Raw genomic sequence first — 24,474 nt, forward strand, 5'->3', positions numbered from 1 at the left:
ACGGCTTCTCATCGGCACACCACCGAATGGTTGGTGCCACCGATCTTGTTGATGATCCCCGGCGGGAACAACACGTCACCGATCGCGATGTCGAGGTCGCAGGCGTAGATGTTCAGGTAGGCCCCCTGGCCGAGCACGAGCGGGAAATGTCCGAGGAAGATCGGCAGGTTCTTGGCCATCCCGTCGAGTTTGGAGCCGTTGCCGATCAGAATCCTGGTCGCCTGGTTGGCCGAGGTGGCCGCGTCGGCGAGATTGCCCCGGGATTGGGTGAGGACGTCGGCGAATCCCGCTGCGGTGTTGCCGATCTGGGTGACGGCAGTACCGAAGGCCGCCGAATTCGCGTTGAGGCTCTTGATGACGCCGGAGACGCTGTCGACGAGGGTCCCGATCTGGTCGCCCTGACGCGACAGATCACGCAGCACCCCGCTGAGATTGTCGATGATCGCCCCGATCACCACGTCCCGGTTGGACATGTCGGAGGCGAACTTGCCGACCTGGGCGACGGTGTTGGACAACGACACCGTGTCGCCCTGGAACGCCTGGACCAGACCGTTGGAGAGATTGTTGACCTGCTCGGGGGTCAAGGTGTCGAAGACCGGCTGGAACCCGGCGAGCAGTTTGGTGACGTCGAAGGAGTCCTCCGAGGGCTCTTTGAGCGTCGACCCGACCGAGAGTGGTTGCGGGGTCCCGTCGGCGAGGGACAACGCGAGATACCGCTGACCGATCAGGGTCTGGTACCGGATCGCGGCCTGCGTGGTGGTGTACATCGGCTGGTTGTCCTGCACCTCGAAGGTGACCTTGGCGCGGCCGTCGACGAGATCGATCGAATCGACGCGACCCACCCGCACACCGGCCATCCGGACGTCGTCGCCCGTGGCCAGTCCCGAGGCGTCGGTGAAGAAGGTGCTGAAGTTGTTGGTGCTGCCCGACACCGACCGTTCCAGCGTCGAATAGATGATGTAGGTCAGCAGCAACGCGACGACCGCGAACAGCGCGAAACCGATCAGCGGCTTGCGGATACTCGACTGCGCGGCGCTCATCGTCCCCCTCCCGAGGTGCCGGCCTGGGATGCGGTGCCGGTTTGGGTCGAGACCGACTGCACCAGCGGGCCGAGCATCAGGGTGTCGGCCGCGTTGGGCGCACGATCGAGTGCGGCGGTCAGCGTCTGGTTGTCGGCGCCGGTGGTGACCATGCCCGCCGGCGACATCCGCCGCATCCCGTCGGACGGATAGATCATCAGCGGACCCGAACTCGTCGGTCCGGTGCCGGTGCCCGGACCAACACATCCGGGACCACGCAGCTGACCGTAGGGCCCGCCGTTGTACACGGGACAGTTCTGGCGGGTGTAGCGCTGGAAGGCACTGAAACTCACGCCGATGTTGAGCTGGGCGTGCCCGTTGACGCCGGTGAAGACCGTGAGGACCTTGGCCGCGAGATTGTTCAGTGCACTCAGCGCCTGCGGCAACGCATTCGGCTCGTAGACCGCCGCGCCGAGCAGGGTGTTGGTGTCGGCGACGATGCGTTTGCCGCCGTCGCCGTTGGCCGCGAACAGTGCCTGCACCTCGTCGGTCAGGCCCTGCGCCGCCGAGAGCAACGCGGTCAGGTCGTCCCGCGACTGCGCGATGGTCATCGCCGGGATCACGCTGCGGCCCAAGGTGTCCAACAGCTGCGGTGCGGATCGCGACAGGCCCTGTACGGACTGGTTGAAGTTGTCGAATCCGGACGGCGCACCCGGGGGGAACTGCGCGTTGATGGTGTCGAAATAGTTCTGCAGGACGCCGACGAACAGACCGAAGGTGGTCCCGCCGCCGCGCAGTGCGTCGGCGATGGTGCCGAGGACACCGGCGAGTTGCTCCGGTGGCACGGCCTGCAGCAGTGTCCGCAGCTGGTTCTGCGCGTCCTGCAGTTTGATCGTCTGTAGCGATCGGTCCGCGGGGATGGACGCTCCCGCCGGGAGATGGTCGGCAGACGGATGGTCCGGTTGCACCAGCTCGACGGCGTTCACACCGAAGAGGTTGGAGGGCACCGTGCGCGCGGTGACGTTGGCCGGGATGCCCTCGGACTGTGCCGGGGTGATGTCCATGTCGACCTGGCGCAGGTTCACCCCGGACTGGCCCGGCTCGTCGGTGAGTGCGACGTTCTTGACCGACCCGACGATGAGGCCGTTGTAGCGGACATCGGCACCCGAGGTCAGGCCGTCACCGACGTCGGTGAGTTTGGCGTTGACCGCGACGGTGGAGCTGAACACGCCCTGATACCGCATGAACAGCAGCACGAACAGGATCACCAGAACGATCAGGAATGCACTGCCGCGCAACACATATTGCACCAGTGAAGGGTTACGGCCGTCGGTGGCTATCAGCATGGCTGCCCCTCACCCCGAGATCTTGATGCCGGGCGATGTTCCCCAGAACACCAGCGTCATGACCAGATTCGCGAAGACGATGACGATGATCGCCAGCCGGATCGCGTGTCCGGCGGCCACCCCGACGCCTTCGGGCCCGCCGGAGGCGAAGTACCCGTAGTAGCACTGGATGAAGGTGGTCAACAGCACGAAGACGATCACCTTGATGAACGAATACACCATGTCGCTCGACAGCAGAAAGGCGTTGAAGTAGGCGAGATAGTTACCCGGGCCCTGGCCACTCTGCACCTGGAACATGACCTGGCACGCAAGGTAATTCGCGGCCAGTGAGACCGAGTACAGCGGCACGATCGCCAGCACCGCCGCCGACATCCGGGTGGTCACCAGATACGGCAGGGGTCGGATCGCGATGGATTCCAGCGCGTCGATCTCCTCACTGATCCGCATCGACCCGAGCTGCGCGGTGAACCGGCAGCCCGACTGCGCGGTGAACGCGGTCGCCGCCAGCAGAGGCGCGATCTCACGGGTCGTCGCGAATGCCGACAGGCCGCCGGTCACCGGTGACATCCCGAGGAGGTTCAGTGCGGTGTAGCCCTCGATGCCGACGGTCGCCCCGCCCATGACGCCGAGGATGACCATGACGCCGACGGTGCCGCCGCCGACCACGATCGCGCCGTTGCCCCACGCGACGTCGGCGAGCAGACGCCAGACCTCTTTGCGGTAGTGGGTGAACGCGATGGGCACCGAACCGATCGACCGGACCAGGAAGGTGATGAGGTGTCCCATACGCGCCAGCGCGTCGCGCGGCCCGCGGTAGACGCCCTTGGCGGCCTCGACGGGCCGGAGTACGGGCGGGACGTACCGGGATGCGGCCATCTCACACCACCTTTGCCGGGACGACGATGGCGAACAACTGGGTGAGCACCACGTTGACGGTGAACAGCAACAGCACCGAATTGACCACCGCGGCGTTCACCGAGTTGGCCACCCCGGCGGGCCCACCCTTGGTGTTGAGTCCGCGGTCACAGGCGACGATGGCCACGATGGCACCGAACATGACCGATTTGATCAGGGCGAACAGCAGGTCCGAGACGGAGGCGAAGGAGGCGAAGGTGCCGGTGTAGCTACCGGGGGTGCCGCCCTGGAAGTAGACGTTGAACGCGTAACCGGTGATGAAGCCGACGAAACACACGAAGCCGCAGAGCAGGAAGCTGACGACCATGGTCGCGAGCAGGCGCGGTGAGATCAGTCGCTGAACGGGGTTCACGCCCATCACCCGCATCGCGTCGATCTCATCGCGGATGGTGCGGGAACCGAGGTCGGCGGCGATCGCCGAGCCGACCGCACCGGCGAGCAACAGCGAGGTGACCAACGGTGCGCCCTGCCGGATGACACCGAGTCCGGTGGCGGCACCGGAGAACGACGTCGCACCGATCTGACCGGCGATGTTGGACACCTGGATCGACACGATCACCCCGATCGGGATGGCGACCAGGAAGGTGGGAAACACCGAGGTGCTCGACATGAAGGCGCACTGGCGGATGAACTCGCCGAACGGGAAGCGGCGCTTGAGGATGTCCTCGATCAGGACCTTGAACACCTCGACGAACATCGCGAGCTGACGACCGAAGGTCTCGAAGCTCGCCACGATGTGTTCGCGAAACCATTTGCGCATCCCCCCGGGCTTGCGCGTCCCTGTTGCCTCGTCCGCCGAGGCCACTGCATCAGTGCTGCTCAACACCCGTCCCTGCGTCGTCTGTCATCCGTCGCGTGCCCCCCTGGCAGGCCTGGCCCGAAGTAATATACGGCACCGTCAAATCGGCATATGCCCTGGGTCACACCCGGCGTGGCCTGCGGCCGTGTACTCCACGCAATACGGTGGGGTGTGTGGACGAGCCTCAGGATGGTCCCCCCGACGTGGAGGGCCACGCATGTGTGGGTGCCGACACAGTAACGTGGTCACGCCGCCCGGGTGAGAAGAAACACGGGAATCGTTCCAACAGAATCGATGCGACTCCCCATTCACCCCCTCGGAGCCTGGCGGACCTGCAGGTCTGGGCACCCGCGGCGTCGCGGATGCGCACCAGGGTCGTCACCCCGGCCGGCACCCGTGACCTGCCGATGATCGGCACCGATGCGCCGGGGTGGTACCGGATCGACCCGGCCGTGCTCACCACGGCGGCACTCGACGAACTCGGGTACGCCGATCCCGGCACCCTGCGATACGGATTCCTCATCGACGACGGGGAACGCGCCTTGCCCGACCCCAGGTCGGTGCGTCTGCCCGACGGTGTCCACGGTCTGTCCGCGCTTCACGTGGTGGACCCGTCGATCTGGCACGACGCGCAGTGGACCGGTCTCGACATCCGCGGCGCCGTGCTCTATGAGCTCCACATCGGCACCTTCACCCCCGAGGGAACTCTCGACTCGGCCATCGGGCGCCTCGATGATCTGGTCGATCTCGGCGTCGATGCGGTGGAGGTCATGCCGCTCAACGCCTTCAACGGTGAGTACAACTGGGGCTACGACGGCGTCGGCTGGTATGCGGTGCACGAACCATACGGCGGCCCGGATGCCTTCGCCCGCTTCGTCGACGCCTGTCACACCCGGGGGCTGGGCGTCGTCCTCGATGTGGTCTACAACCATCTGGGGCCGTCGGGCAACTACCTCCCCGACTTCGGGCCGTACCTGGGTGCCGGTTCGACCGGCTGGGGGGCGTCGCTGAATCTCGACGGTCCGGACTCCGACGAGATACGCACCTACATCCTGCGCAACGCGCTGCGCTGGTTCGCCGAGTTCCACGTCGACGCGCTGCGGCTCGACGCGGTGCACGCCCTCGTCGATCACCGCGCCTATCCGCTGCTCGAGGCCCTCGCTGTCGGCGCCGACGCGCTCTCGGACGCGCTGGGCCGTCCGTGCTCCCTCATCGCGGAGTCCGATCTCAACGATCCGCGACTGATCCTGCCCAGAACGGTCAACGGCTGCGGGCTGACCGCTCAATGGGACGATGACATCCATCACGCGATCCACACCGCCGTCTCCGGTGAACGACAGGGTTACTACGCGGACTTCGGCAGCCTCGAGGGTCTGTCAAAGGTGTTGCGCGGCGGCTTCTTCCACGACGGGACGTACTCGTCCTTCCGCGGCCGCCACCACGGCAGGCCGATTCCGGACACGGTGCCGACGACCGCGCTGGTGGTCTACACCTGCGACCACGATCAGATCGGCAACCGGGCGACCGGTGATCGGCCGAGTCAGTACCTCGACCACGGGCGGCTCGCGATCAAGGCGGCCCTGGTGTTGTTGTCGCCGTTCACCCCGATGCTGTTCATGGGTGAGGAGTGGGCCGCCGGCACGCCGTTCGCGTTCTTCACCTCCCATCCCGAGCCCGAGCTCGCCGAGGCCACCCGCAACGGCCGCAAGGCCGAATTCGCCGACCACGGTTGGGATACCGACGACATCCCCGACCCGCAGGATCCGGAGACGTTCCTGCGCTCCAAACTGAATTGGTCGGAACCCGACACGCCGGCGCACGCCCGGGTCCGGGACTTCTACCGCGACCTGATCGCGCTGCGCAAGTCCACGGAGGCCTTCTCCCGCAGCGATTTCGCGTCCGTCGACACCGACCACGACGACAACGGGGGATGGTTCGCGATGCACCGGGGCGGTGATGCGTCCGGGCAGTGGTGGTCGGTCGTCTGCGTCCTGGCCGACGAGCCGCTCACCGTGCCCATCGACCTCGAGCCGGTGTTGTGGTGGGAGCCGGTGGAATCGGTCGACGGCGGGATACGCAGCCCCGGCCACAACGTGGTGATCGGCCGCCGCCCGTGACCGCCACCGTCACGTCAGGTACTGATATGCCGGCGAATCCGGTTCGAGCCGTTCGCAATCGAGCCGCGAGCGATCCATCCGATCCATCAGGCCGGCGAGTCCCTCACGGTCGCCGAGCTCGATGCCGACGAGTGCCGCGCCGGTCTCGCGGTTGTTGCGCTTGACGTATTCGAACAGGGTGATGTCGTCGTCGGGACCGAGGACCTCGTCGAGGAAACGCCGAAGTGCACCCGGCTCCTGCGGGAAGTCCACGAGGAAATAGTGCTTGAGCCCCTGGTGGACCAGCGAACGTTCGATGATCTCGCCGTAGCGGGAGACATCGTTGTTGCCGCCGGAGACCAGGCACACCACGACTGCGTCGTCGGGCAGCTTGAGCTGCGAGAGCCCGGTGACCGCGAGCGCCCCGGCCGGCTCGGCGATGATGCCCTCGTTCTGATAGAGCTCGAGCATCGTCGTGCAGATCGCGCCCTCGTCGACATGGGTGATGTGCGCCGACCCGGCGGGCAACGACACCGGCTCGTCGGGCAGGACCCGAATCGCACTGTGCGCCTCGCCTTCTGCGCGGACATCGTCGAGAACCGGGTGGGCGGTGACCGATGCGTCGAGGTCGGCCATCGCGCGATGCCCCAGTGCGCCGATGCGTTTGACGGCCGCACCGTCGACGAACGGGTCGATCCGATCGAGCGTCACCGGTCCACCGGCGACCAGGGCGGCAGCCAGGGAGACGGCGCCGGTCGGCTCGACCCCGACGATGACGACCTCGCGTGACACCGACCGGAAGTAGGTGGCCATCCCGGCCAGACAACCACCACCGCCGACGGGCGCGACGACGACGTCGGGTGCGCGGCCGAGTTGATCGACGATCTCGCGGGCGATGGTACCCTGACCCGCCGCGGTCCGCGGATCGTCGAAGGCATGAATCCAGGCAGCACCGGTGCGCAGCACGTCGGCCTGGGCCGCGGCCGCAGCCGCGTCGTAGGTGTCGCCGACCGCCAGAAGTTCCACGAAATCGCCGCCGTGCCAACGAATCCGGTCACGCTTCTGCTTCGGGGTGGTGGTCGGCACGTAGATGCGCCCGGGGGTCTGCATGGTGCGGCAGGCGTAGGCCACCCCCTGTGCGTGATTTCCCGCGCTCGCGGCAACCACCCCGCGCGAGCGCTCCTCCGGCGACAGTTGCGCCATCACGTTGAAGGCGCCGCGGATCTTGTAGGACCGAACGGTCTGCAGATCCTCCCGTTTGAGGTACACCTGCGCGCCGACGTCACGGCTGATCCGTGGCGCAGCCTCGAGCGGGGTGTGGGCGACCGCGGGCTCGATGCGTACCGCGGCAGCATCGATGGCCGCGGCCGACAACCCCGGCACCGACTCCTGCTGCGACTCATTGACATGCGGTGTGCTCACGGCACCCATGTTCTCACCGGCAGCGCCGCCCGGACCGGGCGGGGCGGACGGCTCGATGACCCGCCGGGGACCGACACAGTGACACTGCCACGCAATTGTCTGCGCCGCGCCGCGCCGCGCGCCTAGACTCGGGCGGAAACGCATCCACCACATGGTCGTCGGCGCGTGTCGGCAGGACTCGAAACACCGGTTCCGCCGTCACATCACCGATCACCACGCCTGCGGAGGGAACCCCTGTGCCCCTGCTCACCCGGACCCTGTTCGCCCGCCCGTACGTGCGCGGGTCTCGCCGACTTCTCGCGGCGGCCTGCGGCGGCGTGCTGACCGCCGGACTTCTCAGCGCCCTCGGTACCGCGCCGGCCCAGGCGGCGCCCGTGTGCGCCGGCGGCGGCGCACCCGCCCGGCTCGTCGGAGCGGTTCCGGGCGCGGCGCTGGAAGGGCTGACCGTCGATGCCGCCGGTCGCGCCTATGCGACCGATCTGATCAGCGGGCAGGTGTTCCGATTCGACCGGCCCGGTGCACCCGGCCGGGCGATCGCCCGTGTTCCCTCCGGTGGTGCAGGGGCGTTGGCCTGGGCTCCCGACGGCACGCTGCTCGTCGGCTACGGAGCCGACCCGCGGGTGGTCATCGGTGACGCGGTCCGCCCGGGCGCGATCGCACGCCTGGATACCCGGACGAACGTTCTGCGACCCTGGGTCGGCGGACTCTCCGCCGCCGACGGGATGGATGTGGCGGCCAACGGCACCGTGTACGCCACCAATGACTTCGGGAACCTCATCGGGCGCGTCGCACCGAACGGCGCGGTCAACGCGCAGTGGGGATCGCTGCCGAGCGCCAACGGCGCCGTCCTCGGCCGTGGCGATGGGTGGCTGTACGTGTCGCGTACCTTCACCAATCCGGGCGTGAGCCGGATCTCGACGGCGAATCCGCGCGTCGTGCAGAGTCTGCTCACCCTCGGTGGCGCCGACGCCCTGGCGGCTCCCGACGGTCTGACGCTCGATTCGCGGGATCGTCCGGTGGTGCCGTTCAATGCCGGTGGACAGATTGTCCGGATCACCACACCTGGATCGTATTGCGTTCTGGCCCAAGGCCTTCGACTGTCCAGTGTGCTGAGTTACGGCCGCGGGGACCGCGGCTTCGCGGCGGGCCGGCTCTACAGTGCCGGCTTCGACGGCCGGATCTATGAGATCCCGGGCGGGTTCGATGCCGGGGCGGTCGCCGCGTTCCCGGGTAGGTGACGGGCGACGAGCCACGTCGTCACCAGCGCGACGCCGGACAACCACGCGGTCAGCTCCGGGGTGAGGATCAGCAGCGAGATCAGTCCGACGACACCCGCCGCCGCGATCGCCTGCAGCTTGTGCACCGGCCACGCCACGCCCGCGACGTCGACGGTACGTACGGCGCGCACATGCTCTCGGACGGGATTCATCTCGATCATCGCGGTCATCTGTGCACTCCTGCCGACGGTTCTTCGTTCTGCCGTGACACCGAATATAGCATCGCCGTGACAAAAAGTTTCGGTGAGCCGAAACCAGGGTTTCGTGTGGCGGTTTCGTGTGACGCTGTCAGGCGATGCGACCACCTCGTCTCAACGGCTGCGTTGCAGGGTGTCAAGCAATTCGTGATACGGACCGACCAGGTACGCGGTGTCCTCGGCGGCCAGCCGGTCGTCGCGTCGAGGGTGCAGCACGGTCCCCGATCGTCGGATGATCGCGACGATGCGGGTTCGTGTGGGGAGGTCGGCGAGCAGCATGCCGTCCAGGGCGCTGCCGCGCCGGATGAACAGGCCGCCGACCATGAAGGAATAGCGCCCGACCGAGAACGTGGAGATGACCTGCAGACCGAGTGCCGCCCCGATGAACCAGGGTGCGGCGAGTTCGACCGTGGAGCGCACGTTCTCGAATCCGAAACGGTGCGCGACCGCCGCTCCCAACGACTGGTCGTAGACACGCAGCACCACCGGAACCCCGGCCCTCCCGGCCGACCGGGACCAGCGCCGTCCGAGCACCTCGCGCAGAATGATGCCGGTCTCGATGTTCACCATGTCGTCGTGGGTGAGCACCGCCACCGCGTACGCGCGGTCGATACCGGCGTCGGCAAGTGTGCGCCGTAACGTCGCGTCACCGATGACCACCGGGATGTCGAGTTCGGCCGCCACCTCGAGGAAGCGGTTGTCGTCGTTGCGTTCGACCACCACGACCTCATGACCGAGCGCCCGCAGGTCGGTGGCCACCCGGATGCCGAAGGACCCGAGCCCGACGACCAGGATGTGACCGGCCATGTCGCGCACGCGCCGTCGGGCGGCCGACGCGCCGATCCGGCGCGACAGCAACAGGTCGGCGACGAAGGCCATCAGCACCGCGGTGGTGGTGACACCGGCGAACATCAGGCCGATGGCGAACAATCGCAACCATGTCGGCTGTCCGACGAAGCTGAAATCACCGTAACCGACGGTCGCGATGGTCTCGGTGGAGAAGTAGAGCGCATCGACCAGACTCATCCCCGGCCGGTGATAGGTGAAGCGCAGCAGGATGGTGGCGAAGGCCAAGAGCGCCAACGACACCCCCAGTGCGCGAAAGAGATTCGGGTTGACGTCGTCGCGGAACGCACGGACGGCGCCGATCGCGCGCAGCGGCAGCGGTCGGCGTGAGCGGGTGCGTCGTCGGGGCGTGGCGATCTCCACGCCCTGCGCGGCGAGGTCGTCGACCGTGCCGATCATCGCGACCCAGTCCCCCGCGTCGACCGGCAGATCGCGGCCTGGGCACGGCACGACCGAGTCCGGGCCCGCCCCGGAGCCGGCGCGCAACACGGCCACCGGCGCGAGGTCGCCGTAGAGTTCGCGCAGCGTGCCCGCGCCGGGAGCATAGGCCCCCGACACCACGAACTCGTTGCCCGCCACCGGGATCGAGTGCGTCGTACGTCCCAGACATGCCTCGACGACCGACGGGGCGGCGAGTTCGGCGACGTCGAGAACGGCGCCCGGGCCGTTGCCCGAAGCGACCGCGTCCCGCAGCACCGCGTTGGACAGGTTGGCCACCACCCGCACGTGCGGATCGAGAGTGCGTGCAAGAAGCGCGATCTCGAGGTTCACCGCATCGTCCGACCCGGCGCACACCACTGCCGCGGCGTGCACGACGTCGGCGTCGGCGAGGTCTCCGGGCGCCGCCAGCGCGACGATCCGCGCTCCGGCACTGGCGAGTTCCTCGGTGACCCGCAGCGTCAGTGCGTCGTCACCGTGCACGATGATGTGGCCGGGCATTTCGCAGAGCGTACCCGCGCCGTGCCCGGCCCGCGTGCCGACGCCGACCACCGAGAGGCCGGCCCGTGCACCTCAGCTCAGCTCAGCCCAGACAACTCGGACCGAGCAGAGCCTTGAGGTCACCCATGAGCGCCGAACTCGGGGTCACCCGCAGCGATTCGGTCAGGCACAGCAGCGTCGAGCGATCGTCGGAGACGAGGGTGACGTGAACGTCGGCGGTCCCGGGATGGCGGGTCAACACCTGCTTGAGTGCGGCGACCCGATCCGGCGTACACAGTCGGCTCGGCAACGTCAGGGCGACCGGCTTGGTCGTGCCCGCCACGTCGAGGTCGGGGACGGCGAGGTCGTTGGCGCTGATCATCATCTTGTCGTCGTCGCGCAAGGTCACGCGAGCCTTGATGAGCACGATGTTGTCCGGGGCGATGTCCATCCCGTACGCCAGGAACGACCGTGGGAAGAAGTAGACCTCCACGCCACCGACCATGTCCTCGAGGGTGATGGCGGCCCACGGTTCGCCCTTCTTGTTCACCCGTCGGGTGACCGTGGAGATGATGCCGCCGATCGTGATCTGGGCACCGTCGGACACATTGCCCTCGAGCAGCTGGGTGATCGAGGTGTCGGTCTGCGCGGCGATGGCGTGCTCGACGCCGGCCAACGGATGCCCGGATACGTAGAGCCCCAACATCTCTCGCTCCAGGGTGAGTTTGTGTTTGGTGTCCCACTCCTGGTCGGGGACGGGCACCGCGAACACCTCGGCGAGGCTGTCGTCGGCCGACTCGTCGCCACCGCCGAACAGATCGAACTGCCCGATCGCCTCGGCCTTCTTGGTGCCGATCACCGATTCGATCGCCTCGGTGTGGATCAGGAACAGACCCTTGCGCGGATGACCGAGCGAGTCGAAGGCACCGGCCTTGATCAGCGACTCGGTGACCTTCTTGTTGCACGCGGTGACGTCGATCTTGTTGAGGTAGTCGGAGAAGTTCGCGAACTTCCCCTTCGCCTCCCGGGCCTCGAGGATCGCGCCGACGACCCCGGAACCGACGTTGCGGATCGCGGCCAGACCGAAGCGGATGTCGGTGCCGACGGCGGCGAAGTTGCGCTGCGACTCGTTGACGTCGGGCGGCAACACGGTGATGCCGAGCTTGCGGCAATCGGCCAGGTAGATCGCGGCCTTGTCCTTGTCGTCGCCGACCGAGGTGAGCAGACCCGCCATGTACTCGGCGGGATAGTTGGCCTTGAGGTAGGCGGTCCAGAAGGAGACCAGGCCGTAGCCCGCCGCGTGCGATTTGTTGAACGCGTACCCGGCGAACGGCAACACCGTGTCCCAGAGGGCGGTGATCGCCGCCTGCGAGAACCCGTTGTTGCGCATGCCCTCGGCGAAGCCGTCGTAGGCCTCGTCGAGGATCTCCTTCTTCTTCTTGCCCATCGCGCGTCGGAGCAGGTCTGCTTGTCCGAGCGAGTAGCCGGCGACCTTCTGCGCGATCTGCATGATCTGCTCTTGGTAGACGATCAGGCCGTAGGTCTCGGAGAGGATCTCCTTGAGCGGTTCCTCGAGTTCGGGGTGGATCGGCCGGATCTGCTGCAAACCGTTTTTGCGCTTGGCGTAGTCGGTGTGCGCGTTGACGCCCATCGGGCCCGGGCGATACAGCGCGAGGACGGCGACGATGTCCTCGAAACCGGTGGGCTGCATCATCTTCAGCAGCTCACGCATGGCCGCGCCGTCGAGCTGGAACACGCCGAGCGTGTCGCCACGGGCGAGGAGCTCGTAGGTCTTCGGGTCCTCGAGCGGGAGCGTGTCGAGATCGAGGTCGATCCCGCGGTTGAGCTTGATGTTCTCCAGGGCGTCACCGATGACGGTGAGGTTGCGCAGTCCCAGGAAGTCCATCTTCAGCAGGCCGATCGCCTCGCACGAGGGATAGTCCCAACCGGTGATGATCGCGCCGTCCTGGGCGCGCTTCCACACCGGGATGGCGTCGGTGAGCGGCTCCGAGGACATGATCACCGCGCAGGCGTGGACACCGGCGTTGCGGATCAGCCCCTCGAGGCCGAGGGCGGTGTCGTAGATCTTCTTGACGTCGGGGTCGGTCTCGATGAGCGTGCGCACCTCGGTGGCCTCGCCGAATCGCTCGTGCTCGGGGTTGGTGATCCCCCAGACCGGGATGTCCTTGGCCATGATTGGCGGCGGGAGGGCCTTGGTGATGCGGTCGGCGATCGCGAAGCCGGGCTGGCCGAACTGGACTCTGGCCGAGTCCTTGATCGCGGCCTTGGTCTTGATCGTGCCGAAGGTGATGACCTGGGCGACCTTGTCACTGCCCCAGCGTTCGGTGGCGTAGCGCACCATCTCACCGCGGCGGCGGTCGTCGAAGTCGATGTCGATATCGGGCATCGACACGCGCTCGGGGTTCAGGAATCGCTCGAAGAGCAGTCCGTGCGGGATCGGGTCGATGTTGGTGATGCCCAACGCCCACGCGACCAGCGAGCCGGCCGCCGACCCGCGGCCCGGGCCGACGCGGATGCCGACCTCCTGCGCGTGCCGGATGAGGTCGCCGACCACCAGGAAGTAGGCCGGGAATCCCATCTGGATGATGACGTCGAGTTCGTAGTTCGCACGCTCCTGGTACTCCGCGGGCACCTCGGAGTCGGGGAAGCGACGTTCCTTGAGGCCCTTGGCGACCTCCTTGCGCAGCCAGGTCTCCTGGGAATCACCCTCGGGCACCGGGAAGACCGGCATCCGGTCGCGGTGGGTGAAGACGTCGGCGTAGCTCTGCACCCGCTCGCCGATCTCCAGGGTGTTGTCGCAGGCACCGGGCACGACCGAATCCCACTGCGCCCGCATCTCCTCGGCCGACTTCAGGTAGTAGCCGTCACCGTCGAACTTGAAGCGGGTGGGATCGGAGAGGGTCTTGCCGGTCTGCACGCACAGCAGCGCCTCGTGCGCGGCAGCGTGCTCCTTGGTGACGTAATGGCAATCGTTGGTGACGATGGGTTTGATGCCGAGCTTGCGACCGATCTCGAGCAGTCCGTCGCGGACCCGGCGCTCGATCTCCAGGCCGTGCTCCATCAGTTCGAGGTAGAAGTTCTCCTTGCCGAAGATCTCCTGCCATTTCGCGGCCGCCTCGAGTGCTTCACGCTCGTGGCCGAGCCGTAGACGCGTCTGCACCTCGCCCGACGGGCAGCCGGTGGTGGCGATGATCCCCTCGGCGTGCGCGGCGATGATCTCGGCGTCCATCCGCGCCCACTTGCCCAACTGCCCCTCGATCGACGCCAACGACGAGAGCGTGAACAGGTTGCGCAGACCCGTGGCATTCTCGGCGACCATCGTCATGTGGGTGTAGGCACCCGAGCCGGAGACGTCGTCGTCCTTCTGGTCGCGGGTACCCCACAGCACGCGTTTGGTGTTGAAACGCGACTCCGGGGCGATATAGGCCTCGATGCCGATGATGGGCGTGATGTCGTTCTTGACCGCGGTGTTGTAGAACTCGCTGGCACCAAACATGTTGCCGTGGTCGGTCATACCGATCGCGGTCATCCCCAGGCGCTTGGCCTCTGCGAACAGCGGCGACACCTTGGCCGCGCCGTCGAGCATCGAGTACTCGGTGTGGTTGTGCAGGTGAACAAACGAGTCTGCCACGGACGCTTCTCACCTCTGGTGCGAGTCATTGGGATAGGGCGTCACCAACTCTAGGCGCTGCGACCGACAGGCACGCCCGGGCACGCCGCTGCGGGAAAGCTGTGGCAGGTGAGGCGTCGTACGCGGAGTGTCGGCGCCGGTGTGTCACGCCCGGCGTGTCGTGGTGGTCGCCGATCCGGGGCCTGCCTCAGCCCTCGCGCAGCACGTCGAGCGCGTGCTGGAGATCCTTCGGATACGGGCTGGTGTATTCGACGTACCGGCCGTCGGCGGGATGGGCGAACCCCAGCGACCGTGCGTGCAGCCACTGACGGTCCAGACCCAGACGCGCGGCGAGCACCGGGTCGGCCCCATAGGTGAGGTCACCGCAACACGGATGGTGCAGGGCCGAGAAGTGCACCCGGATCTGATGGGTGCGCCCGGTCTCGAGATGGATGTCGAGCAGCGACGCCGCCGCGAACATCTCGAGGGTGTCGTAGTGGGTGATGCTCGGCTTGCCGCCCGCGGTGACCGCGAACTTCCAGTCGTTGCCCCGATGGCGGCCGATCGGGGCGTCGATGGTTCCCTCGGGCGGATCGAGGTGTCCCTGCACCAGCGCGTGATACCCCTTGTCGACCTCGCGGTCCCGGAAGGCGCGCTTGAGCAGCGAATACGCCCGCTCGGACACCGCGACCACCATGAGCCCGGACGTCCCGACGTCGAGCCGCGACACGATGCCCTGTCGTTCGGAGGCACCCGAGGTGGAGATCCGATAGCCGGCGGCGGCGAGCGCACCGACGACAGTCGGCCCGCTCCAGCCCACCGAGGGATGCGCGGCGACCCCGACGGGTTTGTCGACGACGATGATGTCGGAGTCGTGATAGACGACCGAGAGGTCCTCCACCGGTGTGGGCTCGACCCGCAGCGGCTCGGTCGGCGCGGGCAACAGGACATCGAGCCATCCGCCGGCGACGAGTTTGTGGGATTTGCCGACCGCGACGCCGTCGACGGTGACCTCGCCGTCGTCGGCGAGACGGCCCACGACCGTGCGCGACAGGCCCAGGAGCCGGGCCACCCCGGCATCGGCGCGCATCCCGTCGAGGCCGTCGGGAATGGGCATCGCCCGAGACTCACGCATCGGCGTTCCTTCCGGTCTGGGTGTCCAGGCCGGAAGCGGCGTCCTTACCGGTGTCGGTGTGCTCTCCGGCGTCGGTGTCCTTGCCGGAAGCCGCGTCCTTGCCGGAAGCCGCGTTCTTGCCGGCGTCGGGGTGCTCGCCGGCGTCGTCCGCGCCGGCCTCGGCGGCCCCGCGATCGCCCTCCGCCGGCTGCTCGTCGAGGTCCGGGTCGTTGCGGGCCGCCCAGCCCGAGCGGGTGCCGTCGTGGTCGAATCCGAGCAGCGACAGGATCACCAGCAGCACCGCCCCGCACACGACCGCCGAATCCGCGACGTTGAACACCGGCCACCAGCCCACCGACACGAAGTCGACGACGTGCCCGCGCAACGGACCCGGCGCCCGGAAGATCCGGTCGATCAGATTGCCCAGCGCCCCACCGAGAACCAGGCCAAGTCCGAGAATCCACCAGCCCGATCGGAGCCGGCCGGCATAGCGGATGATGACCGCGACGACCGCCAGGGCGATCAACGTGAGCACCCACGTGTAGCCGGTCGCCATCGAGAACGCCGCACCACTGTTGCGCACCAGGCGCAGGGTCACCGTGTCGCCGATGACCCGCACCGGCTCGCCGGGGGTGATCAGAGCCACCACAAGCGTTTTGGTGATCACATCGAGAGCGACGACGGTGCCGGCGATGGCGGCCAGAACGGCGAGTACCTTCGCGCCGCGCTGCGTGCGAGGGGCCGTCGTCGCGGTCGTCATCTGCTCGTCGGCACCCGAGGTGGTGCCATTGGTCGCTGAGTCGTCCACACGTCCATCATCCCTGACGCGTGCAATACGCTGACTGCCGTGTCCTCCACGCCCGCTTCGTCCAGGATCGCCGCACGCCCGATCCGGCGCAGGCGCCGCCTGTCACGCACGTCCACCGCCACGGTCTGGGCGACCGTCCTCACCGGCGCCCTCGCGGTGAGCGCCTGCGGCTCCGGAGCCGACAGCGCGGAGTCGTCGCAACCACCGACCCCGACCGGGGCGTGCGCCACCGACCCCGGGATCGGTCTGACCCAGGCCACACCGATCCCGATCCCGACCGCGACCGTCACGCTCACTTCCCCCGGCGCGGCTCCCACCCGCGTCGCCACACCCGCACCCGACGTCGGTTCGGCACAGCAGGTGATCCTGTCGACCACCTCGAGCGAGGTGTCGACCACCGCGCAGACCACCCAGGAGGTCACCACCCCGCTGACCGCCCGGTTCGGATGCACGGCGACCTCCGAACTGCACCTCGTCCTCGGAACGCCGACGTCGTCGCAACCGGAGCTGACCGACCAGCTCGCCAAGGCCAAGGGCAGCGTCGCCGGGATCGCTCTCGGGCCGGCGCTGAGCCCGATGTCGCTGCGTCTGCGGCCGACCGACGCGTCGTCGGCTCCCGCACGTCGCGCACTCGAACAGTCGCTCGTACAGACGCTGCAGGATTCGATCGTGTTGCCCACCGACCCGATCGGCGTCGGCGCCACCTGGCGCAGCGAACGCACCGTCGTCGGCGCGGCAACGGTGACGCAGACCATCGAGGCGCGGCTGAGCGCGTGGGACGGCAATCGCCTGACCATCGCCTTCACCGCCGAGGAGTCACCGATCAACTCGGTGTTCACGATCCCCGGCGGCAACACCACCCTGACGATCGCACGGTATTCCTATTCCGGGTCCGGGGACATCGTCGTCGACCTGACCCGGGGATTACCCGTCGGCGGGCATGCCGACTACAGCGGTGCCCGTGAACTCGTCGGCGCCGATCCCGACCAGCCGCTACTGCAACGCATCGGGTTCAGCGTGAACTGGAAGTGACCCGTCCACACCGCGCAAGTCCCCCGACACCGGGAGAAACGCCGCAGGGCCCCGACTCGTCGAGTCGGGGCCCTGCGGTGGTGTTGATCGAGTGCGAGCTCAGCTCGACGGGCGGGTACTCGACGACGTCGGGCACATCGCGCTGGTCACACCGTTGGTGGTGATCAACGGACAGACGAAGCTGCTGGCCAGCTTCCATCGGCCACCGTCGTAGACGATCTGTGCGTCGATGTCCTGCGGCTGCTGATCGGGCAGTTTGACCTGCACACGAACACTCGCCCGGTTCGGTCCGTCGGTGGTCACCGGACCGCGGATCTGGTAGGTCACGTCCGGGTTCTCCTTGCGCGCCTGCACCAGCTTGTCGAACACGGCCGGATCCTTCTGCGAGTTCTGCACCAGCTGCGTCTTCTGCGCGTTCGGCACATTCGGGTCGAGCGCGGTCTGCAGCATCTGGTTCAGGGTCGCCACCGAGGGCGGGTTGCTCGCGTCGGTGACGTTGGTCCCGCCGCCGGCGGTCGAGGCGGCGCTGCTGGTGGTGGTCTGGGCGACGGTGGGGATGTCGTCGGCACTGTCGTCGCTGCTACACGCTGCAACGCTGACGGTCACCGCGGCCGTGATCATGACGGCACCCACGAACTTCGGAAACTTCAACGATCTCCCTCACTGTCTGTGCGACCCCGCCCTCACCGGCGCGGTCATCCTTACGACTTGTCGCGGTTGCTCCCACCCTGTCGGATGGGTCAACGGTGACACCACTATGCCAAACCGTCGCACGGCACCGGAGTGCCGGACACCACGACCGCAACGGTTGACGCCGTCGGCCGGTTCCCGCAACCTGTGATCCATGGCACCGACGCCGCACGCACGCATCGCCCTGATCACCACCGGCGGCACCGTCGCGGCCCGCACCGGAACCGACGGTGCGGTGCCGGTGCTCTCCGCCGACGACCTGCTGGCCAGGGCCGAGGGGTCGGCCGCGCGCGGGGTGCCCACCGGGGCCTCGTTCGAGCCGCAGATCGTTCCGGTCGATCTGATGTCGGTGGACAGCTCGGCGATGACGCCGACCGAACAGTTCCGCGTGGTCGCCGCGATCGCCGACGCGTTGGCCGACCCGGGCATCGACGGGGTGGTGGTGACCCACGGCACCGACACGATGGAGGAGACCGCCTTCCTCGCCGACCTCTTCGCCGCCGATCCGCGGCCGGTGGTCTTCACCGGCGCGCAACGCCCGGCCGACGACCCGCACGCCGACGGCCCCGCCAACATCGCGGCGGCGTTGGCGCATGCCGCCGACCCGGGCTCGCGCTCACGCGGGGTGCAGATCGTCCTCGGTGGTCGGATCACCCCGGCTCGCGGCGCATTCAAGGCCTCCACCGTCGACCTCGACGTCTTCGATTCCGTACACGACTCGCTCCCACGACCACTGCTGACCGGTCCGCTGCCGGGTGGCCACCCCGCGCGCGTCGACGCCTACACCCTCTATCCGGGAGTCTCACCGGGACTCATCGCCGCCTCCGTGTCGCAGAACGCCGCGGGCATCGTGCTCGCCGGCACCGGATCGGGCAACACCCATCCCGACATCACCGCCGAGGTCAGCCTGGCGCGACAGCGCGGGGTGGTGGTCGTCGTCACCACCCGGGTGCCCCACGGCCCGGTGGTCGCCACCTACGGCGGCGGGGGTGGCGCGGTGGATCTCGAACGTGCCGGGGCGATCCTCTCGCGGTGGCTGCGCGCACCTCAGGCGCGCGTGGCCCTGCAGGCACTACTCACCACCGGCTGCGACGCCGACGAGGTCGCCGACTTCTTCTCCGCATCCGGGCCGCGGGACGACTGAGCGGACGGGTGTCGCGCCGTCCGGAGCCGTGCGCTCACCCGCGCGGCCAGTCCAGACTGTCGATCGGGTCGGCGCGGCGCAGATCGGGATCGTCGGCGGCGAAGGTACGCGCCGGGCCGGGCCCGGTGGTTCTGGTCTCGAACCGCACGGTGACCACACCGTGCCCGGCACCCTGCACCCAGCCGTGCCCGTGCTCGCGGTGGGTCACGTCGTTGCCGGTGGCCCACTCACCGGGCTGCGCCGAGCGCACCGCACTCTCGGCGCCCTCGGCACCATCGGCGCGGTCGGTGCGGTCGGTGCGGTCGGTCTCCTCGACACCTTGCGCCGAATCCGCGGTCGGCGTCGCCACGCCGGGCACCGGCTCGGCCGCTGCCGCGACATCATCGAACAACGCGTATTGCTCGGTCTCACTCAGACCGGAATAGCCGACTCCGACAAGGCGAATCGGACCAATCGACTCGGGATCGAGAGCCAGGCGACGGGCCACCGCGGTGAGTGCGTCGAGGTCGCTGGTGGCCGCGGGCAGCGTGAAACTGCGGGTCAGCACCGACATGTCGGCGCGTTTGAGTTTGAGCACGACGGTGCGGGCACCGCGCCCGTCGGCGACGAGCCGACGGTGCGCATCGGCGGCCGACCGATCGATCGCCGGCCGGAGTCCCGCCATCGATACGATGTCGGCGGCGAAAGTGGATTCGGCCGAGATCTGTTTGGCCGCAGCACGTTCGGTGACAGGTCGATCGTCGATACCCTGGGCGAGGCGGTGCAGCGCCGGACCGACGGTGGAACCGAGCACCGAGGCGACCTCGACCTCCGACAGGGCCGCGAGGTCGCCGATCGTGTCGATACCCAACCGGGACAGACGATCCCCGGAGACCGGGCCGATCCCCCACAGTTTTCGGACCGGCAACGCATGCAGGAACGCGAGTTCACGGCTGGGCGAGATCACCATCACCCCATCGGGTTTGGCCATTCCGGAAGCGATCTTGGCGATCTGCTTCCCTGAGCCGAACCCCACCGACGCGGCCAGGCCCACCTCGTCGCGGATGCGTCGCCGGACATCGTCGGCGAACGCGTGCGCCTGCGCGGCGCTACATCCGACGAGCGCCTCGGGCTCGGCGAATGCCTCGTCGAAGGACAGCATCTCGATCACACCCACGGCCTCGCGGACGAGCGCGAAGATCCGCTCGCTCACGACCCGATACACCGCACCACGCGGCGGGAGCACCACCGCGGACGCACCGACGAGTCGCCGCGCCTGATGCATCGGCATCGCCGACGCCGCGCCGTAGGCCCGTGCGGCATAGCTCGCACCCGCGACCACGCCCCGCCCGCCCGTACCGCCGACCAGCACCGGCCTGCCCCGCAGGGTCGGACGCGTGAGTTGTTCGACAGAGGCGAAGAAGGCATCCATGTCGAGATGCATCACCCACCGCGCACTGCGCTCGGTCTCATCGGGCTCGCTGCGCTCGGTGGCGTCATCCCGACCGGCAATCCCCGGGACTCCTGCAAACTCCGACACCCTTGCAGAGTAGGACGCGCCCCGACCACCGGTCGTCACGGCGTCGGCACACCTGGCAGCGGGTGGCTAGGCGGCAGAGACCACGAAGACCGGGATCTGTTCGGCATGTTCCGCGAGCTGCGCCTCCGTCGCGTCGACCCCGAGCCCCTCCGGCAGGAACCGCCCGACCTCCCACCCCCATTTGTCGAGGTAGCGACGGATGATCGCGGCCCGCTCGGTCGCGGGCACCTCGAGGAGCGCGACCCGGCGTGAGCGCCGGCCACGACGCAGTTCGCCCACACCCGCCGCGCGGGCGTTGCGGACCCATTGGGTGACGCCACGCACCGCCACCAGGTACTCGACACCGTCGAGAACGAGCGGATTGACCGGAATACTCTGCGGCGCACCGGATGTCCGACCGATCACGGTCAGGGTCTGGGCGCCGGCGAGCGAGAAGCCGCGGTCGGTGAGCCAGCGGACGAGGGCATTCATCCGGGAATCCATCGTCGTGGGCGCGAGGTAATGGGTCATCGAACTACCTTTCGTTGATAGAGAGCACCGCTCTCGTTTTCGAGTATGCAGACATCCGGCCCGAAAAACAAGAGCAATGCTCTCGCATTGTGCGATGATGGTCGGCATGCCCGGATCGACGACGCGCGCGCCCCGCACCCGAGCCGAGAATCGGCAGACAATGGAGACCGAGATCCTGCGGCTCGGTCGCGAGCATCTGAGCACCCACGGCGCCGCGGGACTGTCGCTGCGTGCGATCGCGCGGGAGCTCGGCGTGGTCTCGTCGGCGGTCTACCGCTACGTCCCGAGTCGCGACGAACTGCTCACCCGGCTGCTCGTCGAGGGGTACACCCACCTCGCCGAGTCGGTCGACGCCGCCACCGACCGTATCGACGCCGGGGATCATCGCGGCCGGATCATGGCTGCCGCCAAGGCAATCCGCACCTGGGCCGTCGACGATCCGGCACGCTGGGCACTGCTCTACGGCAGCCCCGTCCCCGGATACGCAGCGCCCGCCGACCGTACCGTCACCCCCGGCACCCGCGTGATCGCACGGCTCATCGCCGAACTCGCCGCCGCACATGACGCGGGCGTCCTCACCGCCCCGGACTGCGAGGTCTCCCCCACACTGTCGGCCGATCTCGACGCCATCCGCACCGAGTTCGGCAACGACCTACCCGATACCGCCCTCGTCACCGGAACCCTGTTGTGGGCCACCGTGATCGGGGCGACCTCGCTGGAGGTGTTCGGCCAATACGGCTCGGAGACGTTCTCCGTTCCCGAGCACCTGTTCAGCGCCCAGATCGACGCGGTCCTGTCATCGGTGTTCCGCTGACGGAGGTTCCTCGACGGCGGTCGCGACGCGTACCCGCTCGGCGATCCATCCGTACGACGAGAGCGCCTTGACGTCATCGTCGACGTCGTAGCCGTGATCGGCGTCGGGGACCTCGAGGAGCCCGCGCAGCGCGCCGGCGGCCTCGAGCCGCCGGGCGTATCGCCGTCCCTCCTCGGCCAGGATGTCGTTGTGCGCCACGATGACCAGAGCGGGTGCGATACCGGTGAGATCGGCCTCGTCGGCGCCGCCGGCGGGTGAGACCAGCCGGTCGAACCGCTGCGCGACGTCCGGGACGTACGCGGCGTCGAACACCGTACCCATCCACGGTCGGAGCATCGGCCGGGCCAGCGGTGAGTGCTTGGCGCCCGCCGGGACCGTCAGATCCATTGGCGGGTAATGCAAAACCTGCAACGAGATCGCGGGCCACCGTGTTCGAGTGCGAGCCGCGCCCCGGCCGCCGCGAGCGCGCCGCCCGCGCTCTGACCGCCGACGACCAGCCGGGTGCCGTCCCAGCCGTGCTCTGCTCCGTGCTCGGCGATCCAGACGAGGATCTCGTGGATCTGCTCGGGCGGTTGCGGAAACCGATGCTGCGGGGCGAGCGCGTAATCCACGTTGACGACCACGACGCCGGCCTCCACCGCCAGCAGCCGGCACGCCGGATCGTCCTGCTCCCTCACGCCCATGACGTATCCGCCGCCGTGCAGGTTCACATATACCGGTGGTGTGCGGTCGGCGGGTGCGCGACGGTAGATCGTCGCCGAGACCGGCCCCAGAGTGCTCGGTATCCGCAGCGGCTCGGTGTCGGCTCGGTGGTCGGGAAATCGCGCCCGCGCGCGAGTGGTCGTGCGCTGCGCCGCCCGACCCATCCCCCACTGCATACCCCGCGCGATCACCCGCGCCACGGGCGGGTTGGCAAGCACAGACAATTCGACGTCCTCCGGAGAAATCGTGGGTCGGTCATACGGTTTCGGGTTCGCCGCTGACGCGGGACCGCGACTCGACCCCGGTGAACCCGATGCCGACGATGAGGGTGGCGAGCAGTGCCGCGCCGGCGCGCACCACGAAGGCCATCGAGTATGAATGATCGAGAGCGTCAAAGGCAACCGACTGCAAAGGATTGAGCGGCACGGACTTTCCGTCGACCATCACCGTCGCCGGAACGCCGTTGGCGCCCAACGGCCCGGAGTGGACCGCGCCGGCGTGTGCGTGCCCGCTGCGACCATCGCCAGGGTGGTGGGCATGATCGCGGCCGCGCCGACACCGGTGAGCACCTGGCCGACGAGCAGCACGGCCACCCGGATCGAGGTGTCGACGTCGGCAACCCGGGGTGAGGAAGCCGATCAGCTGACCGACACCGAGAACGATGGTGCCGATGATCAGTAATCGCTTGCGGCCGAACAGATCTCCCAGCACCCCGAAGGTGAGCTCGAACAGGGTGACCGGGACCAGGAACGCCGCGGAGATCCAGGTGAGCTGTGACGCGCTGGTGCCGAGATCGTCCTGGAAGAGCCCGTTGAGCACGGCGGGCATGGCCAACGCAGCCTGCGCCAGGGCGATCGCCGCCGCCGCGGCGATCAGCGTCCGACTGTCCAGGACGTACCTGTCGGAGCCGCCGGCGTCGGCCTTTCCGGTGACGAATGTTCTCTGGGTCATGGGGGGACCTTTCCGAGCCGAGAAGGGCGGTGTGGTGCTGCCGACATCATCAGCAATGCTGATAACAGCAATACTGACGGTTTGTTGTCGTGCGCGCAAGGGTGTGGCGCTCATCTCCGCTCCGGAGAAGGGTGGCTCACCCGGAGCCCGGCGGCGTGGGACGACGGTTCTGCATAATCAAGGTCGAGTTCGCCATCGCTTCACGTCCGCCACCCGCCCCGTTTCGTCACCGTCGCGAGAGAGTCACCTATGCCCAGCAGCAACGCCACACTGCTCTACCTCGTCAAGCAGCTGGAGTTGGCGGTGCGCGCCCGCATGGACGAGGTGGTCGGCGGCGAGGGCTTGACGCCGGTGCAATACACCGCGCTGACCGTGCTGGCCCGCCGCCCGGGGCTGACCTCCGCCGAACTCGCCCGCAATTCGTTCGTGCGACCGCAGACGATGGCCCGGATCACCGCGGGGCTCGAGGAACGGCAGTTCGTCCGACGCGAGACCGACCCGCACAGCCGCAGGCAGATGCGGCTGTACCTCACCGACCACGGCCACGAGACCGTCGAACGTCTGGAACCGGCGATCACGGCCATCGAGACCCGGATGGTCGCCGATCTCGACGACACCGAGGTCGAGGCACTGCGGTCGGCTCTGCAGTCGAGCCGACGCGCGCTGGGCGGGTCGGCTGCCCAATGAGGTATCCCCGAGTACCTCTCCCGAAACGCCGATCGCC

20 protein-coding genes and 1 pseudogene are annotated in these 24,474 nt (G+C 68.1%); 6 read left to right on the top strand and 15 right to left on the bottom strand.

Features of this window, described 5'->3' with window-relative positions; all coding sequences use genetic code 11:
* Positions 1-8 precede the first annotated feature (8 nt).
* From J6U32_RS18360 to J6U32_RS18375, 4 genes are read right to left on the bottom strand one after another with little or no spacing between them, the layout of a single operon-like run.
* Complete coding sequence (locus J6U32_RS18360; RefSeq protein ID WP_208791578.1) at positions 9-1,040, bottom strand: MCE family protein; 1,032 nt, start codon at positions 1,038-1,040, stop codon at positions 9-11.
* Positions 1,037-2,365 (bottom strand): MlaD family protein, encoded by a 1,329-nt coding sequence (locus J6U32_RS18365; RefSeq protein WP_208791579.1) that lies wholly within the window; start codon positions 2,363-2,365, stop codon positions 1,037-1,039. The genes J6U32_RS18360 and J6U32_RS18365 overlap by 4 nt, the downstream gene beginning before the upstream one ends.
* Positions 2,366-2,374: 9 nt before the next feature.
* Positions 2,375-3,241, bottom strand: coding sequence for an MlaE family ABC transporter permease (locus J6U32_RS18370; RefSeq protein ID WP_208791580.1), 867 nt, complete (start codon positions 3,239-3,241; stop codon positions 2,375-2,377).
* Between the two features lies 1 nt (position 3,242).
* Entirely contained in the window at positions 3,243-4,040 is a 798-nt protein-coding gene (locus tag J6U32_RS18375; RefSeq protein ID WP_208796196.1) for an MlaE family ABC transporter permease, read from the bottom strand.
* Between the two features lie 362 nt (positions 4,041-4,402).
* Here J6U32_RS18375 and treZ point away from each other — a divergent pair, with 362 nt between their 5' ends.
* The gene (gene treZ / locus J6U32_RS18380) at positions 4,403-6,196 is read left to right on the top strand and encodes a malto-oligosyltrehalose trehalohydrolase (protein WP_208796197.1); all 1,794 of its coding nucleotides are present in this window, start codon (positions 4,403-4,405) and stop codon (positions 6,194-6,196) included.
* A gap of 9 nt (positions 6,197-6,205) precedes the next feature.
* On the opposite strand, the gene ilvA is transcribed toward treZ, so the two are convergent.
* Positions 6,206-7,606 (bottom strand): threonine ammonia-lyase IlvA, encoded by a 1,401-nt coding sequence (gene ilvA, locus J6U32_RS18385; RefSeq protein WP_208791581.1) that lies wholly within the window; start codon positions 7,604-7,606, stop codon positions 6,206-6,208.
* 227 nt (positions 7,607-7,833) lie between these two features.
* On the opposite strand from ilvA, the gene J6U32_RS18390 reads away from it, so the two are divergent.
* Positions 7,834-8,835, top strand: a complete 1,002-nt coding sequence (locus tag J6U32_RS18390) for an SMP-30/gluconolactonase/LRE family protein (RefSeq protein WP_208791582.1) — start codon at positions 7,834-7,836, stop codon at positions 8,833-8,835.
* On the opposite strand, the gene J6U32_RS18395 is transcribed toward J6U32_RS18390, so the two are convergent.
* The 5 genes from J6U32_RS18395 to lspA all read right to left on the bottom strand — a co-directional run bounded on the left by J6U32_RS18395 (position 8,778) and on the right by lspA (position 16,388).
* Entirely contained in the window at positions 8,778-9,044 is a 267-nt protein-coding gene (locus J6U32_RS18395; RefSeq protein WP_208791583.1) for a hypothetical protein, read from the bottom strand. The genes J6U32_RS18390 and J6U32_RS18395 overlap by 58 nt on opposite strands.
* A gap of 141 nt (positions 9,045-9,185) precedes the next feature.
* Positions 9,186-10,856 (bottom strand): potassium channel family protein, encoded by a 1,671-nt coding sequence (locus J6U32_RS18400; RefSeq protein WP_208791584.1) that lies wholly within the window; start codon positions 10,854-10,856, stop codon positions 9,186-9,188.
* 82 nt (positions 10,857-10,938) lie between these two features.
* Positions 10,939-14,487, bottom strand: a complete 3,549-nt coding sequence (gene dnaE, locus J6U32_RS18405) for a DNA polymerase III subunit alpha (RefSeq protein ID WP_208791585.1) — start codon at positions 14,485-14,487, stop codon at positions 10,939-10,941.
* 187 nt (positions 14,488-14,674) lie between these two features.
* On the bottom strand, positions 14,675-15,601 hold the full coding sequence (locus tag J6U32_RS18410) for an RluA family pseudouridine synthase (RefSeq protein WP_208791586.1): 927 nt from the start codon (positions 15,599-15,601) through the stop codon (positions 14,675-14,677).
* A complete protein-coding gene (gene lspA, locus J6U32_RS18415; RefSeq protein WP_208791587.1) occupies positions 15,594-16,388 on the bottom strand; it encodes a signal peptidase II in 795 nt (264 codons plus the stop codon). Before lspA ends, J6U32_RS18410 begins: the two co-directional genes overlap by 8 nt.
* 99 nt (positions 16,389-16,487) lie before the next feature.
* On the opposite strand from lspA, the gene J6U32_RS18420 reads away from it, so the two are divergent.
* Complete coding sequence (locus J6U32_RS18420; RefSeq protein WP_208796198.1) at positions 16,488-17,420, top strand: hypothetical protein; 933 nt, start codon at positions 16,488-16,490, stop codon at positions 17,418-17,420.
* Positions 17,421-17,519: 99 nt separating this feature from the next.
* Here the strand turns inward: J6U32_RS18420 and J6U32_RS18425 are convergent, their stop codons facing one another.
* Positions 17,520-18,071: a hypothetical protein gene (locus J6U32_RS18425; protein ID WP_006370485.1), complete on the bottom strand. Its 552-nt coding sequence runs from the start codon at positions 18,069-18,071 to the stop codon at positions 17,520-17,522.
* Between the two features lie 193 nt (positions 18,072-18,264).
* On the opposite strand from J6U32_RS18425, the gene J6U32_RS18430 reads away from it, so the two are divergent.
* Positions 18,265-19,254: an asparaginase gene (locus J6U32_RS18430; RefSeq protein WP_208791588.1), complete on the top strand. Its 990-nt coding sequence runs from the start codon at positions 18,265-18,267 to the stop codon at positions 19,252-19,254.
* 34 nt (positions 19,255-19,288) lie between these two features.
* Here the strand turns inward: J6U32_RS18430 and J6U32_RS18435 are convergent, their stop codons facing one another.
* Entirely contained in the window at positions 19,289-20,773 is a 1,485-nt protein-coding gene (locus J6U32_RS18435) for a DNA polymerase IV (protein WP_208791589.1), read from the bottom strand.
* Positions 20,774-20,839: 66 nt separating this feature from the next.
* Entirely contained in the window at positions 20,840-21,283 is a 444-nt protein-coding gene (locus tag J6U32_RS18440; protein ID WP_208791590.1) for a nitroreductase family deazaflavin-dependent oxidoreductase, read from the bottom strand.
* 76 nt (positions 21,284-21,359) lie between these two features.
* Between J6U32_RS18440 and J6U32_RS18445 the strand changes: the two genes are divergently transcribed.
* The gene (locus J6U32_RS18445; RefSeq protein WP_208791591.1) at positions 21,360-22,097 is read left to right on the top strand and encodes a TetR/AcrR family transcriptional regulator; all 738 of its coding nucleotides are present in this window, start codon (positions 21,360-21,362) and stop codon (positions 22,095-22,097) included.
* On the opposite strand, the pseudogene J6U32_RS27885 reads toward J6U32_RS18445, so the two are convergent.
* Positions 22,080-22,975, bottom strand: a pseudogene (locus J6U32_RS27885) (alpha/beta hydrolase fold domain-containing protein). The gene J6U32_RS18445 and the pseudogene J6U32_RS27885 sit on opposite strands and share 18 nt — an antisense overlap.
* Before the next feature lie 79 nt (positions 22,976-23,054).
* Positions 23,055-23,750 carry an MFS transporter gene (locus J6U32_RS18455; RefSeq protein ID WP_244332134.1) on the bottom strand — a complete coding sequence of 232 codons (696 nt, stop codon included), beginning with the start codon at positions 23,748-23,750 and terminating at the stop codon, positions 23,055-23,057.
* 249 nt (positions 23,751-23,999) lie between these two features.
* Between J6U32_RS18455 and J6U32_RS18460 the strand changes: the two genes are divergently transcribed.
* Complete coding sequence (locus J6U32_RS18460) at positions 24,000-24,437, top strand: MarR family winged helix-turn-helix transcriptional regulator (RefSeq protein WP_208791592.1); 438 nt, start codon at positions 24,000-24,002, stop codon at positions 24,435-24,437.
* Positions 24,438-24,474: the final 37 nt, after the last annotated feature.

This window comes from Gordonia polyisoprenivorans (assembly GCF_017654315.1).
GTDB lineage: Bacteria > Actinomycetota > Actinomycetes > Mycobacteriales > Mycobacteriaceae > Gordonia > Gordonia polyisoprenivorans_A.

Coding starts and splice junctions, on each gene's coding strand:
- J6U32_RS18445 (WP_208791591.1), top strand. CDS start 21,360: ATGCTCTCGCATTGTGCGATGATGGTCGGCATGCCCGGATCGACGACG.
- J6U32_RS18365 (WP_208791579.1), bottom strand. CDS start 2,365: ATGCTGATAGCCACCGACGGCCGTAACCCTTCACTGGTGCAATATGTG.
- J6U32_RS18395 (WP_208791583.1), bottom strand. CDS start 9,044: ATGACCGCGATGATCGAGATGAATCCCGTCCGAGAGCATGTGCGCGCC.
- ilvA (WP_208791581.1), bottom strand. CDS start 7,606: ATGGGTGCCGTGAGCACACCGCATGTCAATGAGTCGCAGCAGGAGTCG.
- J6U32_RS18410 (WP_208791586.1), bottom strand. CDS start 15,601: ATGCGTGAGTCTCGGGCGATGCCCATTCCCGACGGCCTCGACGGGATG.
- J6U32_RS18455 (WP_244332134.1), bottom strand. CDS start 23,750: ATGACCCAGAGAACATTCGTCACCGGAAAGGCCGACGCCGGCGGCTCC.
- J6U32_RS18360 (WP_208791578.1), bottom strand. CDS start 1,040: ATGAGCGCCGCGCAGTCGAGTATCCGCAAGCCGCTGATCGGTTTCGCG.
- J6U32_RS18460 (WP_208791592.1), top strand. CDS start 24,000: ATGCCCAGCAGCAACGCCACACTGCTCTACCTCGTCAAGCAGCTGGAG.
- J6U32_RS18375 (WP_208796196.1), bottom strand. CDS start 4,040: ATGCGCAAATGGTTTCGCGAACACATCGTGGCGAGCTTCGAGACCTTC.
- J6U32_RS18440 (WP_208791590.1), bottom strand. CDS start 21,283: ATGACCCATTACCTCGCGCCCACGACGATGGATTCCCGGATGAATGCC.
- J6U32_RS18400 (WP_208791584.1), bottom strand. CDS start 10,856: ATGCCCGGCCACATCATCGTGCACGGTGACGACGCACTGACGCTGCGG.
- J6U32_RS18430 (WP_208791588.1), top strand. CDS start 18,265: ATGGCACCGACGCCGCACGCACGCATCGCCCTGATCACCACCGGCGGC.
- J6U32_RS18370 (WP_208791580.1), bottom strand. CDS start 3,241: ATGGCCGCATCCCGGTACGTCCCGCCCGTACTCCGGCCCGTCGAGGCC.